Below are 15,850 nucleotides of genomic sequence, written 5' to 3' on the forward strand. Positions count from 1 at the left end.
CGGAAGCGGGCCACACGCCTGCGCGGGAGCGGGTTCCTAGCGGTGTGCGCTCGTCATGAGATGAGCTGATGGCGATCGCGGTGTGGCGCGCGCGCCGCTGACCGACAGGGGCTCACGGCCGCACCTGCCGTTGGGCGCCGCCGAAACCAGCGGCGGGCGCGGCCGTAGCCGACGGTGGGGCGACCGCCGTCGACGGCGGGGCGGCCCCAGTCGAGTGTTCGGGCGGCCCGTATCCGGCAGTGGGCGCGGCCTCAGTCGACCGCGGGCGCGGGCCCCAGCCGGCGGTAGGCGCGGCGGTAGCCGACCGCGGGCCTGGGCCCAGTCGGCTGCGCGGTCCTAGCCGACGGTGAGCGCGGCCCTAGCGGGCGGTGGGGCGACCGCAGTCGACGGCGGGGCGGGCCCTAGCCGGGGCCCGTAGCCGACGGCGGGCGCAGCCGTAGCCGACAGCGGGCGCAGCCGTAGCAGACGGCGGGCGCAGCCGTAGCAGACGGCGGGCGCAGCCGTAGTCGACGGTGGGTTCCGCCCCAGCCGGCGCTGGGCGCGGCCGCAGCCGACAGCGGGGCGACCCCTAGCCAGGGCCCGTAGCCGACGGCGGGCACAGCCGTAGCCGGGGCCCGTATTCGACGGCGGGCGCGGCCGTAGCCGATGGCGGGCGCGGCCGTAGCCGACGGTGGGTTCGGCCCAGCCGGCGCTGGGCGCGGCCGCAGCCGACGGCGGGGCCACCGCAGCCGACAGCGGGGCGACCCCTAGCCAGGGTCCGTAGCCGACGGCGGGCGCGACCGCAGCCGACAGCGGGGCGGGCCCTAGCCGGGGCCCGTAGCCGACGGCGGGCGCGGCCGTGGCCGACGGTGGGTTCGGCCCAGTCGGCGGCGGGCGCGACCGTAGCCGGCGGCTGGGGCGACGGCAGCCGGCGGCGGGGGCCGGGCTCGGTGGATGGAGCGGCCGGGGGTCGGGAACGCCGGGTGGGGCGGGCCGGCCCCCGAGGCTCCCGAGGCTCCGGGGCGGGCTCAGGTCGTCTTGGCGGACTTCTTCGCGTTGAGCTTGTCTCGGCGCTCGGAGAACCGGGTCGCCTGCCGGTCGAGCTCAGCCAGAAACTCGACCAGCTCATCCCGAGCCTTCTCGCCGTCCGCAGACAATCCCGCCGTCTCCAGCACCTTCAAATTACGCAACACCGGCACCACCACCTCGTCGTGGTGGATCCGCAGGTCGTAGATGCCGGCCATCGCGATCTGGACCGACTTCCGGCCGAAGTTCTCGATCGTGTGCCCGGGCATCTGGAACGTCCGGACCACATCGGTGACCGCACGCATCGCCAGGTCGGGGGCCAGCTCGAACGCGGCCCCGAGCAGGTTGCGGTAGAAGATCATGTGCAGGTTCTCGTCGGCGGCGACGCGGGCCAGCAGCTGGTCACAGATCGGGTCGTCGCTGATCCGGCCGGTGTTGCGGTGCGACACCCGGGTCGCCAGCTCCTGGAACGACACGTAAGCGATCCCGTGCAGCGCGGTGTCGTCGAGGTAGGCGTTCTCGAAGCCGGTGCCCATGTGCACCATCCGGGCCCGCTCCAGCGCGATCGGGTCGACCGCCCTGGTCGTCAGCAGGTAGTCGCGGATCGCGATGCCGTGCCGGCCCTCCTCGGCGGTCCAGCGGTGGACCCAGGTGCCCCAGGCCCCGTCGCGGCCGAACAGCGTCGCGATCTCGTGGTGGTAGCTGGGGAGGTTGTCCTCGGTCAGCAGGTTCACGATCAGCGACGTCCGCGCGACGTCGGAGAGCGTGGACTGCTCCTCGGCCCACGCCTGGCCGCCGAGGACGCCGTCAAAGTCGGTGCCCTGGCTCCACGGGACGTACTCGTGCGGGAACCACTCCTTGGCCGTGGCGAGATGCCGGTTCAGGTTCGTTTCCACGACCGGTTCGAGCTCGCGGAGTAAATCGGTCGTCGACAGGGTCATCCCGTACTCCAGCAGCATAGGTTACGTCTCCGTAACCTACGCTACCGTAGAATTGCCCGTCCGGCTCGGCCGGACGGAGTCAGGTCAGGGTCTTGAACGTCCACACCTGGTTCTGGCCGCCGTTGCAGGTGAACTGAAGCAGCGCGGCCCCGTTGTCCGTGCTGGCGTTCTTCACCGTCAGGCAGAGCTTGCTCTTCTCGTTGATGATCCGGTAGTTGTCGAAGCGCCACAGCTCGTTGGCACCGAGCGTGCAGTCGTACTGAATGACGGGCGCGTTGGATTTCAGGGACGCGTTCAGCACGGTCAGGCACTTGCCGTTGAAGTTGCTCCAGAGTTCCCAATCCTCGGTGCCGTGCTTCTCGGCCCAGAACTCCTGCTCGGACGTGGGCGGATTGTGGCAGGGCCAGATGATCATCTGGACGCCGTTGTCGGGTGACGCGTTGGGATCGGCGATGCACTTGCCGGACGGCGAGCCGATGATCTGATAGAGGCCGTAGACGAGCCCCGGGGCGGCCACGGCCGGCGACGGCACCAGGAACACCGCCGTGGCCAGCAGGACCGCCAGGGCGACGGCGGATCGAAAGGACGACTTTCGCATCGAGCCCTCCTCAGTGGAGTGGTCGCCGCCCATCATCGGGGCGCGGACGACCGCCGTCCAGAGTGGAGAGTCGAGGCTAGGACCGGGGACGTAGACGGAGGCCCTGCATGCCGCCGTCGACCGCCAGTTCGGTGCCGGTCGTCGACCCGGCTCGTGGGGACGCCAGGTACACGACGGCCTGGGCCACCTCGTCCGCGGAGACCAGGCGCCCGTGCGGCTGGCGGGCCTCCAGCGCGGCCCGCTCGGCCGCCGGATCGGGCGCGCTGTCGAGCAGACGCCCGACCCAGGGTGTGTCTGCCGTACCCGGATTGACCGCGTTGACACGGATCCCGTCGGGCATTCCGTCGGCCGCCATCGCCCGGGTCAGCGCCGAGATCGCGCCCTTGCTGGCCGAGTAGATCGCGCGCTGCGGCAGGCCGGCCGTCGACGCCACCGAGGCCGTGTTCACGATCGCCGGATGCTCGGACTTCCGCAGGTGCGGCCAGGCCGCCCGGGAGACCCGCGCGGTGCCGACGACGTTGACGTCGAGCACGCGGTGCCACTCGTCGTCGGTGCTGTCTTCGACCGAGCCCTGGGCGCCCACGCCCGCGTTGTTGACCAGGACGTCCAGGCCTCCGAGCGCGTGCACCGCCTCGTCGACCGCGGCCCGTACGGCGTCGTCGTCGGACAGATCGGCGCGGACGTAGACGACGTCGGCCGGGCCGGCGTCGGACCGATCGAGGACGGCCACCTGGGCACCTTCGTTCCGGAAGGCGGTGGCGATCGCCAGACCGATGCCCGACGCACCGCCGGTGACCAGCGCCTTCAGGCCGGACAGGGCCGCCACCTCAGGCCTGCCGGAACGTCTGGCGCTGCCGGCCGAGGCCAGTGATCTCGAGTTCGACGACGTCGCCGTCGCGGAGGAACGCGCCGTCGGCGCGGCCCAGCGCCACCCCGGCCGGGGTGCCGGTGTTGATGACGTCGCCGGGGTACAGGGTCATGAACTGACTCAGGTACCAGACGACGTGCGCGACGCCGAAGATCTGGTTCTTGGTGTTGCCGTTCTGCCGGAGGTCGCCGTTGACCCAGAGGCGCAGCTCCAGGTCCTGCGGGTCGGAGACGTCGTCGGACGTGGTGATCCAGGGCCCGAACGGGTTGAACGTCTCGCAGTTCTTGCCCTTGTCCCACTGGCCGCCGCGCTCGGTCTGGAACGCGCGCTCGCTGACGTCGTTGCTGATCGCGTAGCCGGCCACGTGCTCCAGCGCGTCGTCCGGGGACGCCAGGTAGCGGGCCGTGGAGCCGATGACGATCGCCAGCTCGACCTCGTAGTCGGTCTTCACCGAGGTGCGCGGAATGAGCACGTCGTCGTTCGGGGCGTTGACCGTGTCGGGCGCCTTCATGAACAGGATCGGCTCGGCCGGCGGCGTCGCGCCGGTCTCCTCGGCGTGATCGGTGTAGTTCAGCCCGATGCAGAGGATCTTGCCGATTCCGGCCAGCGGCGGGGCGAACGTCTCCGGGGCGTCCACCGCCGGGAGGTCGGCGGTCCGGATCGCGGCCAGCGCCTCGGGCGCCAGCACCGCGGGCGTCACGGCCGCATGCAGCGGACGCAGGTCGTACCACTGGTCGTCGCGGTGGACGAGCGGCAGGTCGCCGTCGGCGGTGCGGGCGTGAGCGAGGCGCATGCGGACGTCCCTCAAATTCTCATTCAGTGAGACTTGATCTCACTGGCTTGGATCGACCCTAGCCCGGCGAAGCCGAGGCTGGCAGAAATTCGGGCGGCCGCGTCGCGGACGCGGGGACCGATCTGGTCGATCACCGGGTCCATCCGCTCGGCCACCCCGGCGACGCTGAGTGCGCCGACCGGCTCACCGGTGTGGTCGCGGATCGCCGCGCCGCAGCAACAGCTCGACGGGTCGTATTCCCGCCGGTCGTCGGACCAGCCCCGGACCCGCACGACGTCGAGCTTCTCCCGCAGGCCGGGGGCTTCGAGGCCGGCGAGCAGGTCGTCGAGCCGGGCGGCCGGAAGCGCGGCCAGGTAGGCACGGCCGACCGACGTGTTGTGGAACGGGCGGGTCGAGCCGGGATGGGCCGCCACGCTGACCGTGCGCAGCGGCTGCTCACGGGCCAGGAACACCATCTCGGTGCCGTTCGGCACCGCGAGGTTGGCGGTCTCCCCGGTCTCGGCGACCAGCTCGCGCAGCACCGGGATCGCGACGTCACGGAGGTTGACCGACTCGATCGCGGCCGCGGCGAGCTGGGCCGCGGTGGGGCCCAGCCGCACCGGGCCGCCGTGGCCCTCGCTGATCAGCCAGCCCTCGTCGCGGAGCCGGTCGACCAGGCGGTAGGCGGTGGCCCGGCTGAGGCCGAGCGCGTCGGCGATCTCGGGGACGCTCAAGCGCCGGTGCTGAGCGAGCAGGCGCAGGATGCCGAGGCCACGGTCGAGCGCACCGATCATCGGCCCAGTCTGGCACGAGTGTTCAGGTCGCCGTTTCCGCAGCCGAACGGGGGTAGATGAGCGACTTGCTCGCGGCCGTGCTGATCGTCCGGAACGAGGCCGCGGCGCTGCCGGGGTGCCTCGCGTCGCTGCGGGGCGTGGCCGACCGCGTGCTGGTGCACGACACCGGTTCGGTCGACGGCACGCCGGTGCTGGCCGAGCGGCTCGGCGCGACCGTCACCCGGGGGCTCTGGGACGACGACTTCGCGGCCGCCCGGAACGAGGCCCACCGCGGCTGCCCGGCCACCTGGGTGCTGACGATCGACGCCGACCAGCGGTACACCGGCGATCCGGACGCCCTGCGCGCGCTGCTGCGGGCGGCCGACGCCGACGTGTTCCGGGTGGAGATCGACAACGCGCACGACGAGTCGCCGTACACCCACGCCGAGGGGCGCCTGTACCGGTCGGGGACCGTGCGCTGGCAGGGGCGGGTGCACGAGCGGCTGGTGGGTTCGGCGCGGATCGCGGCCGCACCGCGTCCGGCGATCGTGCTGACCCACGAGGGTTACGCGTCGGCCGAACTCCGCCGGGCCAAGTCGGCCCGGAACGTCGGCCTGGCCCACCGGGCGCTCGACGAGTTGCTGCGGGACGGCGACCCGGCCGACCGGGACCGGCTGGCGACCACGCTGCTGGACCTGGGACGCAGCCTGATCGGGGCCGGGCGCAGGCAGGACGCCGTGGACACGTTCGAGGTGCTCCGGGAGGAGTTCCCGGGCACGCCGCAGTGGCTCGAGGGCACCGACTTCCTGGCCCGGCTGGTGCTGGCCGGCGGTCTGGACGAGGTGTGCCTGGTGCTCGTCGGGCAGCTCCGGGACGCCGGGGCGCCGGCGGAGTACTGCGCGTGGCTGGAGGCCCAGGCGCTGGCCCAGCTCGGGGACGCGGCCGGGGCGGCCCGGCTGCTCGACGGCGTCACCGAGGTGGTCGACACCGCCGGGCGCCGCTACTCCCCCGCCGCGCTGAACGAACTGCGCAAGCTGGTCGGCCGGCTGCGAGCTAGGGGTTGAGCAGCGTGTAGACGTTCGCGATCAGGCCGTCGCGGACCAGCGCGATGTCCACTCCCCGCACCACCGGCTCCTGACCCTCGGGCCCGAAGTTCCAGGCCAGGTAGCCCAGGTCGTGGTTGACCAGGATCGGGCCGGCCGGGCTGAACACGAAATCCGGAGCGCCGTCGAGGATGTGCTGGGCCTTGGCGTCCAGCGCGTCCCGGCCGGCGACCTGCTCGTCGGGGTCGGAGAACACCACGTCCTCGTGGTAGGTGCGGGTGATCGCGGCCCGGCGGCGCTCGCCGTCCCGCTCGTTGAACACGTCGAGCAGGTTGGCCTGCAGAAGTTCTTCGATCGTCATGGCGCGGAGCCTAGGAAACCCGACCCCGGGAGACGAATGACGTATTAGGCCGGGTCAGTCATCGCACGGATGCCCATCTCGAAATCGGCCTACAGGCTCCCACTCATGACCGAACCCGTCCTGGAAGCCGCCGCACAGGCGTTCGCCGACGCCAACTCGAAGCCGCCATTCCTCTACCAGCTCCCGCCGGCCGAGGGTCGCAAGATCGCCGAGACCGTGCAGACCGACCCGCCGCCGACCCTGCTCGACGCCGACCTCACCGACCTGACGATCCCCGGCGGCCCGACCGGCGAGGTCCGCGTCCGGATCGTGCGTCCGGCCGGCGCGACCGGCGTCCTGCCGGTCGTCCTCTACGTCCACGGCCTCGGCTGGGTCTTCGGCAGCCCGACGACCCACGACCGGCTGGTCCGCGAGATCGCGGTCGGCACCGGCGCCGCGGTGGTCTTCCCCGACTACGACCTGGCCCCGGAGGCCAGGTACCCGACCCAGATCGAGCAGATCTGGGCCGTCGCCCAGTGGATCGCGACCAACGGCGCCGACGAACACCTCGATCCGAACCGGCTGGCCATCGCCGGTGACTCGGTCGGCGGGAACATGAGCGCGGTGACGACGATCCTGGCCAAGCAGCGCGGCGGCGTGACCTTCCAGGCCCAGGTCCTGTTCTACCCGGTCACCGACGCCGCGTTCGACACCGGCTCGTACCAGCAGTTCGCCGAGGGCTACTTCCTCGCCCGCGAGGGCATGAAGTGGTTCTGGGACCAGTACACGACCGACCCGGCCGAGCGCGCCGAGATCACCGCGTCGCCGTTGCGGGCCTCGCTGGACGAGCTGGCCGGGCTGCCGCAGGCCCTGGTCATCGTGGCCGAGGCCGACGTGCTGCGCGACGAGGGCGAGGCCTACGCGGCCAAGCTCCGCCGGGCCGGCGTCCCGGTGACCGCCGTGCGCGAACTCGGCGTCATCCACGACTTCGTCGGGCTCGAGCCGCTGCGGCGCACGTTCGCCGCCGAGTCGGCGATCAACCAGGCGACCGCTTTCCTCCGCGGGGTCCTGGGCACAGACTGACGTCGTGACTCCGACGGCCGACGCGTTCCTCTCGAGCGCCGACCCGATCCTGAAGGACCTGATCACCCGGTTCGGCCCGCTGCCGGACCGGGTGACGGGCCTCGGCGACGACCCCTTCGACATGCTCGTGCTGACGATCAGCAGCCAGCAGCTCTCGACGCGCTCGGCCCGGGCGATCTACGAGCGGATCCGGGCCCGGTACGGGGGCCGGGCCCCGACCCCGGACGAGATCTGGGCCGACGATCCGGAGCTCCTGCGCACGTCGACCGGGTTGTCCCACGCCAAGGTCCGGGCCCTGCGGTCGCTGTCGGAGCACCTGTTGACCGGTCTCCTCGACTTCGACCGGCTCCGGGCACTCGACGACGACGCGATGCGGGCGCTCGTCTGCGTCACCGGCATCGGGGAGTGGACCGCGTCGATCTTCCTGATGTTCGCGCTCGGGCGGCCGGACGTCCTGGTCCGCGGTGACCTGGCGATCCGGCAGGCGATCCGGCGGGCCTACGGGCTCGAATCGCTCCCCAGCCTGGCCGCGGTCACCGCGCTCGGGGAGGCCTGGCGCCCGTACCGCTCACGGGCCTGCCTTTATTTGTGGCGCAGCGTCGAGATCTCACCGGTCGGCTAGCGCCGCGGCGAGCTGGGCCCGGCCGGCGATGCCGAGCTTCGGGTAGGCCCGATACAGGTGCGTGCTCACGGTCCGGTGCGAGAGATACACCCGGTCGGCGATCTCCTTGTTGGACAGCCCCTGGGCGGCCAGCTGCGCCACCTGCAACTCCTGCGGCGTCAGGCTCTTGCGCCCGGCCGAGCCGGCCGCGTCAGCCCGCACCGGCGCCTCGCCGGCCGCCCGGAGCTCGGCCGCGGCCCGCTCGGCGAACGTCCGCGCGCCGATCACGTCGAAGCGCCGGAGGGCCTCCCCCAGGTGCGAGCGCGCGTCGACCGGCCGCCGTTTCCGGCGCAGCCACTCGCCGTAGAGCAGGTGCGTCCGGGCCAGCTCGATCGTCGAGTCGCTGGCCTCGGCGGCCTCGACGGCCGTCCGGAAGCCGGACTCGTCGTCCGCGAGCAGCGCCCGGCTGCGGGCGGTCAGCGCGGTCAGGTACGACGACGTGCTCGCGGCCGTCTCGGCGCGCCGGAGGTCGTCCAGCACCATGTCGGGCCGACCGGCCCGGACCGCGGCCTCGGTGCGGTCGGCGATCGCCCAGAGCGCCCGGGCCGGGTGCACGGTGACGTACGTGAGCTCGACCAGCGCGTCCCGGTACCGGTGTTCCCCCAGCGCGATCAGGCCGGCCGCCCAGCGGGCGTCGGCGCTCGCGACGGCCAGCGGCCCGACCCCGGCCAGCTCGTGGAACTCGTCCAGCGCCCGCTGCGCCTCGCCGACGTCCCCGAGCAGCGCGTTGGCCCTGGCCACGGTCGCGTGGGCCATCGCCGCCATCATCGGCTGGCCGGTGTCGCGGGCCATCCGGACCGCGTACTCGGCGTCGGTCAGGCCCTCGCGGAGGCGGCCCAGCAGGAGCTGCATCCCGGCCCGGCCGCGCAGCGACTGGGTCTGGTCGGCGGTCTCGCCCTGCTCGTGGAAGCGCTCGTAGCTCCGGGTCCAGGCCGCGAGCGCGGTGTCGAGGTCGTGCCTGGCCTCGGCCGCGACGGCCAGCGTGACCAGCCCGTGCGGGTCGGAGGCCAGGGCCGGCATCAGGGCGGGCAGCTGCGCGCGCAACTCGTCGGCCCGGTCCGGTGGGTGCAGCAGCGCGAGCCCGACGGTCTTCAGCGGGTTGGACGTCGGGATGCTGTCGAGCTCGGCGGCCAGTTCCCGCTGGTCGGCGGCTGACGCCATCCGTCCGCGGGCCGCGATCGCCGCGCCCCAGAGGATCTTCACCCGCCGGTCGCTGTCTTCCGGACGCCGGGACAGCACCGCACTCAGCGCGGCCAGCTCCACCCGGCTGTGCCCGGGGATCCCGACCTGCAGGCTGAGGTTCAGCCGGGTCGCGGCGACGTCGGCGACCGTCTCCGGCTCGGTCGCGATCGCCTCGGCGTGTTCGAGCAGCGCGACCGCCTCGGTGCTCATCCCGGTGGAGCGGGCCGTCTCGGCCGCGAGCGCCAGACGACGGGCGCGCCGGTCCACGTCGGTCGAGAGCGCGGCCGCCCGCTGGTACGCGCGCACCGCCTCGGGTTGCGCGCCGCGCCGCCGGGCCCGGTCGGCCGCCTCGTCGAGCTCGGCGGCGACCGACTCGTCCCGCTCCAGCGTCGCCGACGCCCGGTGCCAGGCGGCCCGGCCCCGGTCGGGTACGACCCCGGCCAGCGCCAGGTGCGCGTTCGTCCACTCGGACGCCGTAGCCGCGCCCTCGACGGCCGAGCGCACCAGCGGGTGGCGGAACCGCACCGACGTGCCGGACACGCTGATCAGGCCGGTCGACTCGAGCGGCTCGAGGTCGCCGACGCCGATGTCCAGAGTGCGGGCCGCGGCCATGACGTCCTGCAGGTCGGCGTCGTCGGACGCGGCGGCCAGGAGAAGCAGCCGCCGGCTGCGCTCGGGCAGGTCGGCGACCCGGTCGAGGAACGCGCGCTCCAGCCGCTTGGTGGTCGGCAGCCGCGACTCCAGGCCGATCCGGTCGGGTCCGTGCTCTCGCAGGGCCGCGGCGAGTTCGCGCAGCGCCAGCGGGTTGCCGCCGGCCTCGCTCAGGATCCGGCTCCGGGCGACGGCGGGCAGGTCGCCGGCCACGTCGTCGAGGATCGCCTCGGCGGCGTCCGCGTCGACCGGGCCGAGGACCAGGCGCGGCACCACCAGGATCTCGTCGGGCGCCCGCGAGGTCGCGACCAGCACGAGATGAGCCTGCGACAGCCGCTTGGCGACGAAACCCAGCACGGCGACGCTCGACGGGTCGACCCACTGGGCGTCCTCGACCGCGACGAACACCGGGCGCTCGCCGGCCGCCTCCTCGAGCAGGCCCAGCGCGGCCAGGCTGACGACGAGCCGGTCGGGCGCCGGGCCGTCCTCCATCGCGAACGCCACCAGCAGGGCCGACCGCTGCTTCGGCGGCAGGGCGTCGACCAGCGGCAGCACCGGGTGCAGCAGCTCGTGCAGCGCCTCGAACCCGGCCGGTGACGCGTTCTGCAGCCCGGAACACCGCAGCACCCGGAACCCCTCGCGCCGGGCGTCGTCCACGGCGGCGTCCAGAAGGGCGGTCTTACCGATCCCCGGGTCACCCTCGATCACCAGCGCACCACCGGACGTGATCAGGTCGGCGAGCGCGGCGCGCTCGGCGTCGCGTCCGACTGTCTGCACTCCGAAACCGTAAGCGATTACTCCGCGGCCAGGACGGCGGGCACGGCCCGCCGGGACGCCAGTGCGGTCGGGATCACGGTCGCGACCAGCATCAGGACCAGCCCGGCCAGCGCGGTGACCAGAACCGGCCCCAGCCCCCAGCGCGGGGCCGCCGACGCCGCCCAGGCGCCGATCAGCGCGGTGCCGACGACGACCGCGACGCCCAGCAACGACGCGGTCACCACGTAGACGACGGCCTCCCAGACCGCGGCCACCACCAGCGTCTCCTCGGTGCCGCCGGCCGCCCGGATCAGCGCGCCCTCGCGTTCCCGGGTCCGGCTCGACATCGCGACCGCCACCGCCGCGCCCAGCAGCGAGAGCAGCAGCGGGCCGCCGAGGATCAGCACGACCGTGCCGCTCGAGGCCGCGTCCGTGCTGCTGTAGAACGTCCCGACCAGCGCGATCGCGACGGTGAGCGAGCTGATCACGGCCGAGCTCCGGCTCAGGTTGTGCCGGGCCGAGTTGCGCGCCAGGTACCAGGAGATCGACTGCGGCACCAGACCGGTCCACCCGGCCAGCACCCGCGGGAACACGATCGGGCCGAACGCCGAGACCACCGCGGCCAGCAGCGCGCCGATCAGCATCAGCGGCACCGACAGCCGATCGACCGCGGTCCCCGGCAGGCTGCTCGCCACCGCCAGCGCCACCAGCGCGAACCCGATCCCGGAAACCCACCGCCAGGCGCTCATCCGCAGGCCGGGCAGCTCCGGCTCGCGCAGCGACTCCAGCGGGGAGACCCGGCCCGCGCGCCCGGCGGCCCGCCGGCCCCCGAGCACCACCAGCACCGTGACCAGGACGATCACCGACGCGATGCTCACCGGCCCGAAGCTGACCCGGGGCCGGCCGAGGCCAGAGCTGTCCTTCAGCGAGAAGTCGAAGAACGCCTGCAGGAACGGCGCCGTCGCCAGGCAGCCGAGGACCGCGCCGACCACCGCGACCAGGAACAACTGAGCCGACACGACCCGCCCCACCCGCGTCGGCAGCACCCCGACCAGCTGCCAGAGCGCGTAGTCGCGCCGCTGCAGCGCGACGGTCAGGTTCGCCACCGTCCCCAGTACGATCACGGCCGCGACCACGCTGAACACCAGCACCGAGCCGCTGACCGCCCCGAGCGCCAGCCCGACGTCCCCGCCGATCCGGACGCCGGTCTCGACCAGGCTCGCCGCCACCGCGACCGTCGTCGCGGTCGCGGCCGAGACCACCAGCGTGCCCAGCCAGATGCGCCGGTTCGTGAGCAGGTCGCTGAGGATCAGGCGGAGCACGTGACCGCCTCGAAGACCTGCTCGGCGCTGGGCTTGACCAGTTCCCGGTGGATGACGCCGTCACGCAGCACGAGCACCCGGTCGCCCCGGGCGGCGGCCTGCAGGTCGTGGGTGACCAGCACGACCGACCGGTCGCCGTCGGCGGCCTCCCGGAGCAGGCCCAGCACCTGCTCCCCGGCCGCCGTGTCGAGCGCGCCGGTCGGCTCGTCGGCGAACACGATGTCCGGCCGGGCGGCCAGCACCCGGGCCACCGCCACGCGTTGCTGCTGGCCGCCGGAGAGCGCGGACGGCTTGTGCCGGGCCCGCTCGGCCAGCCCGACGCGGGCCAGCGCCGCGTCCACCTCGTCGTCGGAGATCCGGCGCCCGGCCAGCCGGCCGGGCAACGCGACGTTGTCCCAGGCGCTCAGCGACGGGATCAGGTTGTAGGACTGGAACACGAAGCCGACGTGATCCCGGCGCAGCCGGGCCAGTGCCGTCCGGCGCAGCGACGACACCGGGGTGCCGGCCAGGACGACCTCGCCGGACGTGATCGGTTCCAGGCCGGAGAGGCAGTACAGCAGCGTCGACTTGCCCGACCCGCTCGGCCCGACGATCGAGACGAACTCCCCCGGCCGGATCGACAGCGAGATCCCGCGCAGCACCGGGGTAGCGTCTCTCCCGTCGGCGGCCGGGAAGCTCTTGGTCAGGTTGATGGCTTCTGCTGACGACACGCGGCCACCCTGCCGGGCCGTCCGCGGGCAGGCATCCGTCAAATCACTGACGAACCCGGGAGGATCGGTGCTCGACGTCGACGCGGTGGCGCGGGCGCGCCTCGGTTTCGCGCTGCGGCCGCCGCAGCACGAGGCCGCGACCTCGGTCGTCAGCGGCCGGGACACGCTCGCGGTGCTGCCGACCGGCAGCGGCAAGAGCGCGATCTACCAGGCCGCCGGTCTGGCGCTCGAGGGGCTGACCGTCGTCGTCTCGCCGCTGATCGCGCTCCAGCGCGACCAGGTGCGGTCGCTCACCGACCGGCAGATCCCGGCGACCGTGCTGAACTCGACCCTGCACCACGCCGAGCGCGCGGCGGCGTTAGCGGCGATCCGCGACGGTGCGATCAGCTTCGTGCTGCTCGGCCCGGAGCAGCTGGCCAACCCCGAGTCGCTCGCGGCGATCACCTCGCGGAAGGTCACGCTCTTCGTCGTCGACGAGGCGCACCTGATCAGCCAGTGGGGCCACGACTTCCGGCCCGACTACCTGCGCCTGGCCGACGTGATCGACGCGCTCGGGCGTCCGCCGGTGCTCGCGCTGACCGCGACCGCCGCGCCGCCGGTGCAGTCCGACATCACCCGCCGGCTCCGCATGACGACGCCGCAGGTGCTGGTCACCGGCTTCGACCGGCCCAACCTGCGGCTCTCGGTGCGGCGCACCCGGCGGGACGTCCCCGAGGACCAGGCGCTCGACGACCGCACGGTCGACGTGATGCTCGCGCACGAGACCCCGGCGCTCGTCTACACGCTGACCCGGGCCCGCGCGACCGCCCTGGCCGAGCGGCTGAACCTCGATTCGTACCGCGCAGAGGCCTACCACGCCGGCCTGTCCGCGGCCGAGCGCACCCGCGTCCAGGACGCGTTCTTCGCCGGCGAGCTCGACGTCGTCGTCGCCACCAGTGCGTTCGGGATGGGGATCGACAAGCCGGACGTCCGCACCGTCGTGCACGCCGGGATGCCCGGCAGCCTGGACGAGTACTACCAGGAGATCGGCCGGGCCGGCCGGGACGGCCGACCGGCCGCGGCCGTGCTCGTCTACGACGAGCGGTCGATCCGGATCCCGCGGCTGCTGGCCGCGCGGTCGCAGCTGCACCCGGAGACGGTCGACGCGGTGATCGACCATCTGGTGGACGCCCGGGGGCGGGTCGGCGTGGCCGAGGTGGCCAAGTCGGCGGGCGTCGGCCGGGGCCAGGTGGAGCGGGTGATCGCGGAGCTCACCGACCTGGGCCTGCTGACCGCGGACGGCGAGGTGCGGCCGGGAGGTGCCGGGCTTCCGGCCGACGCGGCGGCCGAGGTGCTGGCCGAGGGCGACCGGCGGAAGACGATCCTGGCCAGCCAGATCGACACCGCCCGGCACTACGCCGAGACCACCCGATGCCGCCGGGCCGAACTGCTGGCCTACTTCGGCGAGCACTACCCGCCCCCGTGCGGGTCCTGCGACAACGACGCCCACCCGGTCGCGCACCCCCGGTCGACGTTCGACCGCGAGGGCGTGAAGGTGCACCACAAGCTGTGGGGTCCCGGCGTCCTGCTCTCCCGCGACGACCACGAGCTGACCGCGCTGTTCGACGCCGTCGGCTACCGCCACCTCACCCCGGCGGTGCTCACCAACGGCCTGCTGACGATCGACTGAGCCGGGCCGGCCGGAGCAGTTCCCGGGTGTGCGCCTCTAGCATCGAGCCATGGTTGACGCGCTCGTGCTGGCCGGCGGCGGAGTAGCCGGCATCGCCTGGGAACTCGGCGTCCTGCGGGGCCTCGCCGACGAGGATCCCGCGCTGGCCGACCGGCTGATCGGGGCCGACATCGTGGTCGGCACGTCGGCCGGCTCGGCGGTCGCGGCCCAGATCACCAGCGGCACGCCGCTGGCCGACCTGTACGACGCCCAGCTCGCGCCGTCGTCGGCCGAGCTGGAGGTCGAGCTCGATCTCGACGAATTCGTCGCGCGGATGGGCGAGGCGACCCAGGGGGTGACGGACGCCGGAGCCCTGCGCCGCCGGATCGGGGCGATGGCGCTCGCCACCCCGACCCTCGACGAGCAGACCCGGCTGGCGTCGGTCGCCGCCCGGCTGCCGCGCCCGGAGTGGCCGCTCCGGACCGTGCTGATCCCCGCGGTCGACGCCACCACCGGCGAGGTCGTGGTGTTCGACCGCGACAGCGGGGTCGCGCTGGTCGACGCGGTCGCCGCCAGCTGCGCGGTGCCCGGCGTCTGGCCTCCGGTGACGATCGGCGACCGGCGGTTCGTCGACGGCGGCGTCCGGTCCGCCTCCAACGCCGACCTGGCGGCGGGCGCCGACCGGATCGTCGTACTGACGCCGACGATGGAGAACACGCCGATCCCGCTCGGCGGCGACCTGAACGACGAGATCGACGCCCTGCGCCCTGGGACGACCCACGTCGTCTGGGCCGACGAGGCGTCGGCGGCGGCGTTCGGCACCAACCCGCTCTCACCGGCCACCCGCGGGCCGGCGGCCCGGGCCGGTCGGGCGATCGGGCGCAGCCGGGCCGCCGCGGTGCGCGGCTTCCTCGGCGCGTGACGACCCGGGCGCCCTCGGCCCGGCGGGACGAACTGCTCGAGCGGGCCTACCGGTACGTGACCGCGCACGGCCTGGCCGAGCTCTCGCTGCGTCCGCTGGCCGCGGCCGTCGAGTCCAGTCCCCGGGTGCTGCTGTTCCTGTTCGACTCGAAGGAAGGGCTGGTCCGGGCGCTGCTGGCCCGGGCCCGCCAGGACGAGCTGGCCTTCCTCGAGCGCGGCCGGGCCGAGCACGACGGTCAGGGGCTCTCCGTCGGGGTGCGGGTCATGTGGCGGTGGCTCTCGGCCGAGGAGCACCGGCCGCTGCTCGGCCTCTGGGCCGAGGCCTACGCGCTGTCGCTCGTCCAGCCGGACGGCCCGTGGGCCGGCTTCGGACGGCAGACCGTCGACGACTGGCTCGACGTCCTGGCCGCGACGCAACCGGCGGACCGTCGCGACACCGAGGCCGGCAGCGCGGAGCGGACGCTGGCGCTGGCCGTGCTCCGGGGCGCGTTGCTCGACCTGCTGGCGACCGGCGACGTGGACCGCACGACCGCGGCCGTGGAGCGGTACGCTGCTCACTGAAACGATCGTTTCAGT

The 15,850-nt window shown here is 73.7% G+C and carries 15 protein-coding genes; 6 read left to right on the plus strand and 9 right to left on the minus strand.

Annotation, left to right across the window (positions count from 1 at the left end; translation table 11 throughout):
• Positions 1 to 1,007: 1,007 nt before the first annotated feature.
• From FL583_RS09110 to FL583_RS09130, 5 genes are all read right to left on the minus strand, one after another.
• Positions 1,008 to 1,964, minus strand: a complete 957-nt coding sequence (locus FL583_RS09110) for an acyl-ACP desaturase (protein ID WP_205751962.1) — start codon at positions 1,962 to 1,964, stop codon at positions 1,008 to 1,010.
• Between the two features lie 61 nt (positions 1,965 to 2,025).
• Positions 2,026 to 2,544, minus strand: a complete 519-nt coding sequence (locus FL583_RS09115; RefSeq protein WP_170323562.1) for an RICIN domain-containing protein — start codon at positions 2,542 to 2,544, stop codon at positions 2,026 to 2,028.
• Between the two features lie 76 nt (positions 2,545 to 2,620).
• Entirely contained in the window at positions 2,621 to 3,370 is a 750-nt protein-coding gene (locus FL583_RS09120) for an SDR family NAD(P)-dependent oxidoreductase (RefSeq protein WP_142704115.1), read from the minus strand.
• Between the two features lies 1 nt (position 3,371).
• A complete protein-coding gene (locus FL583_RS09125) occupies positions 3,372 to 4,205 on the minus strand; it encodes a fumarylacetoacetate hydrolase family protein (RefSeq protein ID WP_142704116.1) in 834 nt (277 codons plus the stop codon).
• Positions 4,206 to 4,228: 23 nt separating this feature from the next.
• Positions 4,229 to 4,978, minus strand: a complete 750-nt coding sequence (locus FL583_RS09130) for an IclR family transcriptional regulator (protein ID WP_142704117.1) — start codon at positions 4,976 to 4,978, stop codon at positions 4,229 to 4,231.
• A gap of 56 nt (positions 4,979 to 5,034) precedes the next feature.
• On the opposite strand from FL583_RS09130, the gene FL583_RS09135 reads away from it, so the two are divergent.
• Positions 5,035 to 6,021: a glycosyltransferase gene (locus tag FL583_RS09135; RefSeq protein WP_142704118.1), complete on the plus strand. Its 987-nt coding sequence runs from the start codon at positions 5,035 to 5,037 to the stop codon at positions 6,019 to 6,021.
• On the opposite strand, the gene FL583_RS09140 is transcribed toward FL583_RS09135, so the two are convergent.
• Positions 6,011 to 6,361, minus strand: a complete 351-nt coding sequence (locus FL583_RS09140) for a nuclear transport factor 2 family protein (protein ID WP_142704119.1) — start codon at positions 6,359 to 6,361, stop codon at positions 6,011 to 6,013. The genes FL583_RS09135 and FL583_RS09140 overlap by 11 nt on opposite strands.
• A gap of 105 nt (positions 6,362 to 6,466) precedes the next feature.
• On the opposite strand from FL583_RS09140, the gene FL583_RS09145 reads away from it, so the two are divergent.
• The gene (locus tag FL583_RS09145; protein WP_142704120.1) at positions 6,467 to 7,423 is read left to right on the plus strand and encodes an alpha/beta hydrolase fold domain-containing protein; all 957 of its coding nucleotides are present in this window, start codon (positions 6,467 to 6,469) and stop codon (positions 7,421 to 7,423) included.
• Positions 7,424 to 7,427: 4 nt separating this feature from the next.
• Complete coding sequence (locus FL583_RS09150; protein WP_142704121.1) at positions 7,428 to 8,045, plus strand: DNA-3-methyladenine glycosylase family protein; 618 nt, start codon at positions 7,428 to 7,430, stop codon at positions 8,043 to 8,045.
• Here the strand turns inward: FL583_RS09150 and FL583_RS09155 are convergent.
• From FL583_RS09155 to FL583_RS09165, 3 genes are read right to left on the minus strand one after another with little or no spacing between them, the layout of a single operon-like run.
• Complete coding sequence (locus FL583_RS09155; protein ID WP_142704122.1) at positions 8,031 to 10,694, minus strand: LuxR C-terminal-related transcriptional regulator; 2,664 nt, start codon at positions 10,692 to 10,694, stop codon at positions 8,031 to 8,033. The two genes, FL583_RS09150 and FL583_RS09155, sit on opposite strands and share 15 nt — an antisense overlap.
• A 17-nt stretch (positions 10,695 to 10,711) precedes the next feature.
• Positions 10,712 to 11,995 (minus strand): FtsX-like permease family protein, encoded by a 1,284-nt coding sequence (locus tag FL583_RS09160; protein WP_142704123.1) that lies wholly within the window; start codon positions 11,993 to 11,995, stop codon positions 10,712 to 10,714.
• Complete coding sequence (locus FL583_RS09165; protein WP_205751964.1) at positions 11,983 to 12,705, minus strand: ABC transporter ATP-binding protein; 723 nt, start codon at positions 12,703 to 12,705, stop codon at positions 11,983 to 11,985. Before FL583_RS09165 ends, FL583_RS09160 begins: the two co-directional genes overlap by 13 nt.
• 67 nt (positions 12,706 to 12,772) lie before the next feature.
• Between FL583_RS09165 and FL583_RS09170 the strand changes: the two genes are divergently transcribed.
• The 3 genes from FL583_RS09170 to FL583_RS09180 are packed head-to-tail and all read left to right on the plus strand — an operon-like array spanning position 12,773 to position 15,835.
• A complete protein-coding gene (locus tag FL583_RS09170; RefSeq protein ID WP_170323563.1) occupies positions 12,773 to 14,374 on the plus strand; it encodes a RecQ family ATP-dependent DNA helicase in 1,602 nt (533 codons plus the stop codon).
• Positions 14,375 to 14,423: 49 nt separating this feature from the next.
• On the plus strand, positions 14,424 to 15,275 hold the full coding sequence (locus FL583_RS09175; protein ID WP_142704125.1) for a patatin-like phospholipase family protein: 852 nt from the start codon (positions 14,424 to 14,426) through the stop codon (positions 15,273 to 15,275).
• On the plus strand, positions 15,272 to 15,835 hold the full coding sequence (locus FL583_RS09180) for a TetR/AcrR family transcriptional regulator (protein WP_142704126.1): 564 nt from the start codon (positions 15,272 to 15,274) through the stop codon (positions 15,833 to 15,835). Before FL583_RS09175 ends, FL583_RS09180 begins: the two co-directional genes overlap by 4 nt.
• Positions 15,836 to 15,850 lie beyond the last annotated feature (15 nt).

It is taken from the genome of Cryptosporangium phraense (genome assembly GCF_006912135.1).
Taxonomy (GTDB): domain Bacteria; phylum Actinomycetota; class Actinomycetes; order Mycobacteriales; family Cryptosporangiaceae; genus Cryptosporangium; species Cryptosporangium phraense.

What these genes read in the sequence shown, in the direction of transcription:
- FL583_RS09145 (WP_142704120.1), top strand. Translation starts at nt 6,467, where the DNA reads ATGACCGAACCCGTCCTGGAAGCCGCCGCACAGGCGTTCGCCGACGCC.
- FL583_RS09175 (WP_142704125.1), top strand. Translation starts at nt 14,424, where the DNA reads ATGGTTGACGCGCTCGTGCTGGCCGGCGGCGGAGTAGCCGGCATCGCC.
- FL583_RS09130 (WP_142704117.1), bottom strand. Translation starts at nt 4,978, where the DNA reads ATGATCGGTGCGCTCGACCGTGGCCTCGGCATCCTGCGCCTGCTCGCT.
- FL583_RS09115 (WP_170323562.1), bottom strand. Translation starts at nt 2,544, where the DNA reads ATGCGAAAGTCGTCCTTTCGATCCGCCGTCGCCCTGGCGGTCCTGCTG.
- FL583_RS09135 (WP_142704118.1), top strand. Translation starts at nt 5,035, where the DNA reads ATGAGCGACTTGCTCGCGGCCGTGCTGATCGTCCGGAACGAGGCCGCG.
- FL583_RS09110 (WP_205751962.1), bottom strand. Translation starts at nt 1,964, where the DNA reads ATGCTGCTGGAGTACGGGATGACCCTGTCGACGACCGATTTACTCCGC.
- FL583_RS09125 (WP_142704116.1), bottom strand. Translation starts at nt 4,205, where the DNA reads ATGCGCCTCGCTCACGCCCGCACCGCCGACGGCGACCTGCCGCTCGTC.
- FL583_RS09140 (WP_142704119.1), bottom strand. Translation starts at nt 6,361, where the DNA reads ATGACGATCGAAGAACTTCTGCAGGCCAACCTGCTCGACGTGTTCAAC.